Here is a 4,700-nt window from a genome sequence, read left to right as displayed (position 1 = left end):
CGCAGTCGAGAGCGTAATTGTCGCGCCGACGATCAACATACTAGCGAAGAGTATTTTTTGCCAGTTGACACGAAACCAGCCCCTGGATTTCAGCAACTCGGCGCTGCTTGCAGGTGGAACCGCAGCTTTGAGGCCGATGCATGTCCGTTTTCCGTTAGTCAAAATAGCGACCTCGGTCGGGGGCTTGCTATCCCGCGACGCCAATTGGAAGACGTGCACCACGAGCCTACACATAAATTCGAGCTTTCAGCTTCATCCATTCGAGCTTTCAGCTTCATCCATTCGAGGGATGCTTCATCCAGTCCGTGGAAGTGTCACGTTCTGATATATGGACGTCGGGCACTATCCGTCGGCGGTCGTTGGACGCTCGCTCGCCGAAATTGACACGACACCCCGTCTCAGCCATCCTTGAGCCGGCCGTCTTGTCTTGCGGCTCTGCGTGTATGAGCAAATTGCATGGCCAGTTCCGCTATCAGCCAAAAATCCAAGCGCGCCGCGGTGCGTCGGGCGCTCGACCGCCACAAGGTCTACATCACCGCGCAGCGTTTTTCGGCCGGCAGCTACAGCGCGCGCGTGCTGGTCGATGGCGAGGCCTATTGGGTCGACGAATTCCGGCTCAGCCAGCTGCAGCAGGGCCTGTCGCCGGCCGAACTCGAATTGACACCGGCCACCGACGATTGAGCGGCGTGACCTCCCATTCTTCGTCATCCCAGGGCGGAGCAGGAGCGAAGCTACGTCGCGGAGACCCTGGGATCCATGCCGTGACATTGGAGCGCCGCTGCGATGGGATTTTGATGCTGCGCTCGTTGCTTTTGCCCACCACCTACGTCTAGTCCATGCCAGCTCCTTCGAAGCTCAAGGCCTATCGCGCCAAGCGCGAGTTCACGAGGACGCCGGAACCGGCCGGCGGTCTGGTTGCCGGTGAGGGCAATCGTTTCGTCGTCCACAAGCATCACGCCACCGCCGATCACTACGATCTGCGCCTGCAGGTCGGCGACGTGCTGAAGAGCTGGGCGGTGCCGCGCGGCCCGTCGCTCAATCCCGCCGACAAAAGGCTGGCGGTCGAGACCGAGGACCATCCGCTCGAGTATATCGACTTCGAAGGTGTCATTCCCGAAGGCGAATATGGCGGCGGGCCGATGATCGTCTGGGATACCGGCGTCTGGGCGCCGATGGACGATGTCGAGAAGAGCCTGCGTACCGGTTCCTTCAAGTTCCGGCTCGCCGGTGAGAAGCTCAATGGCGGCTGGATGCTGACGCGGCTGAAACCGAAGCCCGGCGAGGATGAGGGCAAGAAGAACTGGCTGCTGTTCAAGGAGCGCGATCTCGCCGCCGATGCCACGCTCGACATACTGGACGCCCGGCCGGAAAGCGTCAAATCCGGCCGTCGCATCGAGGAACTGGTGGCAACGCCGAAGCCTGCCGCCAAACCTGCCAAGCCGCTGGTGCTGAAACCCGGCGCTTTGTCGGGCGCCGTCAAGGCGCCGCCGCCTTCCCGGATCGAGCCGCAGCTGGCTACGCAGGTTCCGAAGCCGCCGGGAGGTGAACACCCCGCGGAAAAAACACGCGAAGTCTGGCTGCACGAGATCAAGTTCGACGGCTACCGCACCATGGCGCATGTTTCCGACGGAAAGGTCAGGCTGATCACCCGCGCCGGCCTCGACTGGACGAAGCGCTATGGCGACCTGCCGCTTGCATTCGCCAGGCTGCCGTGCCGCGAGGCGATCATCGACGGCGAGGTCGTCGCGCTCGACGCCAAGGGCATCAGCCGCTTTGCCCTTTTGCAAGACGCGCTGGCCGAAGGCGCCGGCAACAAGCTCCACTTCTACGCCTTCGACCTTCTCTATCTCGACGGCTGGGACCTGAGACAAGCGCCGCTCCGCCGGCGCAAGGCACTGCTTTCGCAACTGCTGTCCGGTCTCGGCGCAAACTCCGCCATCCAGCTCAGCGATCATGTCGAAGGCGACGGCCAGGCGCTCTATGACCAGGCATCCGAGATGGGGCTCGAGGGTGTCGTCTCCAAGCGCGCCACGGCGGTCTACCAGAGCGGCCGCACCAAGACCTGGACCAAGACCAAGGCGCGCCAGACCGGCGACTTTGTCATCGCCGGCTACACAGTCTCCGATGCGGCAGAGGGGTTGGCTGCACTTGGCCTCGGCGAATTCGAAGACGGCGAGCTGCACTATCGCGGCAAGGTCGGCACCGGCTTCGATGCGGGGACAGCAGGCGAATTGCTGGCGCGGCTGGAGCCATTGCGGGCCGGTGCATCCGCGCCCGAAGGGGTTCCCCGCGAAATCATGCGCGAGATGAACTGGGTGCGGCCGCTGCTTTCGGCACATATCCACTACGCCAACCGGACCACCGACAATGCGCTGCGTCATGCCGTGTTCCGCGGCCTGCGTGACGTCGGCCTGTCGACGCCAGTGTCGGCCAAACGCAAGCGGCTGATCGCCGAGGCCGACCTCGCCACCATCTGGGTGACCAACCCGACGCGGCGGCTGTTCGGCAAGACCGGGCCGACCAAGCTCGATATCGCCGTCTATTACGCGCTGGTCGGCGATTTCATGCTGCCGCACATTCTCGGCCGGCCGGTCTCGCTGGTGCGCTGCCCGACCGGCAGGCCGCAGGACTGTTTCTTCCAGCGCCATGCCTTCACCGGCATGCCGTCCTCGGTGGCGACCTTCGAGGCGACCAATTCGGAGGGCGAGACCAAATCCTATCTCTCGGTGGAAGACGCCAAGGGCTATCTGGCTCTGGCGCAGTTCGGTGTCGTCGAGTTCCACACCTGGGGCACCCATCGCACGCGGCTCGACAAGCCGGACCTGATCGTTTTCGACCTCGACCCGGGCGAGGGGATCGCCTGGCGCGAGGTGGTTGAGGCGGCGGTGCACATTAAGGGCGAGCTGGAAGCGCTAGCGCTGGTGCCGTTCGCCAAGACCTCGGGGGGCCAAGGCATTCACATCACCGTGCCGGTGACGCAAAAGCAGAACTGGAAGAAACTGCACCAGGCGACCAGCGCCATCTCGACACATCTTGCCGCCACCGCGCCCGACACTTTCACCACCACCATGGGCAAGGAGAACCGCAAGCGGCGCATCTTCATCGATTATCACCGCAATGCGCGCGGCCACACTTCGGCTGCTCCCTATTCGCTGCGCGCCCGCACCAATTTGCCGGCCTCGACACCGGTCAGCTGGAGCGATCTGGAATCCATCGATGCTCCGCAGGATCTGAATTATTCGTCCCTGCCAGGCCTGCTGGCGACGTCAGGCGATCCCTGGGCCGACATGGAAGATTTCGCCCGGGATTTGCCGGTGATAGGCACCGCGAGGTAGTCCTGCGGGCGCGGCCCCAGACTCCATCGACGCTCCGGAAAATTTGAATTATTCTTCGCGACGGACCTCTTGCCTGCAGGCGGCTCCCAGCGGAGGAAGATTTCGCTAGGGATTTGTCGGTATTGTAAGGGGCAATGTAGGATTTCGGCAGCCCCGTTCGTCCTCCGGACGAACGGGGCTGCGAACAGTTCGACAGCACAAGGCCGCGTAGGAGTATTTCATGGCGCCCAGGGCAAGTTGGAAAGGTTACCTCAAGCTCAGTCTGGTCAGCTGTCCGGTCCGGCTCTATCCGGCGACCAGCGCCAGCGAGCGCATCAGCTTCAACCAGCTGCACAAGAAGACGCACAACCGCATCAACATGAAACCGGTCGACCCCGAACTCGGGCTGGTCGAGCGCTCGGACCTGGTCAAGGGCTACGAATACGAGGACAAGCAATACATCATCATCGAGGATGCCGATCTCGATGCGGTGCGTATCGAATCCAATCATACGATGAACATAGAGGCCTTTGTCGACGAGCATTCGGTCGACGTCATCTATCAGGATGCGCCCTATTACCTGGCGCCGGACGGCGCAATGGCCGAGGAGACCTTCGCCGTGCTGCGCGAAGCGATGCGCAAATCCGGCAGGCTGGCGATCGCGCGCCTGGTGCTGTCCAGCCGCGAGCGCGTGGTGACGATCGGCGCGCGCGAGAACGGCATGTTCGTCTGCACCTTGAGGAATCCGAACGAAGTGCGTGGCACGGCTGAATATTTCGGCAATATCCCGGCCGGAAACCCCGATCCCGAAATGCTGCAGTTGGCCGAAGCGCTGATCAAGCAGAAAGAAACCACCTTCGATCCAAAGAATTACGAGGACCGCTACGAGATCGCGCTGATGACGATGATCCGCGAGAAGCTCAAGGGCCACAAGCCGATCATCGCGGCGGCGCCTGAGCGCGGCAACGTCATCAATCTGATGGATGCGCTGAAGGCGAGCCTGTCGCAATCGGCCAAGCCGCCGGCCAAGTCGAAGAGCAAGGCCGATGAGGCGGCCAAGCCTGCGGCGAAATCCGCCAAGGCCGGCGCCGGCGCGGCCAAGCAAAACCCGCTCAAGGCGAACCTTCTCAAAGCCGTCGGCAAGAGCAAGGCGTGACGGCTCTCGCCGGCACGGTCTTCGGCATCGTCGGCGCGCTGGCGGCTTTTCCGCTCAGGCTGGCGGCGCGCGAGGTCGAGCGCCAGCAAGGCCAGTTGCGTCGTGGCGTCACCCGGCGCACCACGCATGTCGTGTTGGGCCGCATGTTGCTCGCCAAAGCCGGCGATGGCGAGATCGAGCGTCGCGCTGCTGCGGAGCGCGCAGCCGGGCGCAAGCTGGTCAGCGAGAAC

Annotated in this window: 3 protein-coding genes and 1 pseudogene; all 4 read left to right on the top strand. The window is 63.1% G+C overall.

Annotated elements, in window-relative coordinates:
• Positions 1-456: 456 nt before the first annotated feature.
• Positions 457-681, top strand: a complete 225-nt coding sequence (locus E5W70_RS30985) for a hypothetical protein (RefSeq protein ID WP_292665056.1) — start codon at positions 457-459, stop codon at positions 679-681.
• 155 nt (positions 682-836) lie between these two features.
• Positions 837-3,335, top strand: coding sequence for a DNA ligase D (gene ligD / locus E5W70_RS30980; RefSeq protein ID WP_292665055.1), 2,499 nt, complete (start codon positions 837-839; stop codon positions 3,333-3,335).
• Between the two features lie 220 nt (positions 3,336-3,555).
• Positions 3,556-4,470, top strand: a complete 915-nt coding sequence (locus E5W70_RS30975) for a Ku protein (RefSeq protein ID WP_292665054.1) — start codon at positions 3,556-3,558, stop codon at positions 4,468-4,470.
• Positions 4,467-4,700, top strand: a pseudogene (locus tag E5W70_RS30970) (O-linked GlcNAc transferase); the annotation flags it as partial. The gene E5W70_RS30975 and the pseudogene E5W70_RS30970, both read left to right, overlap by 4 nt.

The organism is Mesorhizobium sp. (assembly GCF_005063415.1).
Lineage (GTDB): Bacteria > Pseudomonadota > Alphaproteobacteria > Rhizobiales > Rhizobiaceae > Mesorhizobium.
This window is presented reverse-complemented; position numbering and strand designations above follow the sequence as displayed.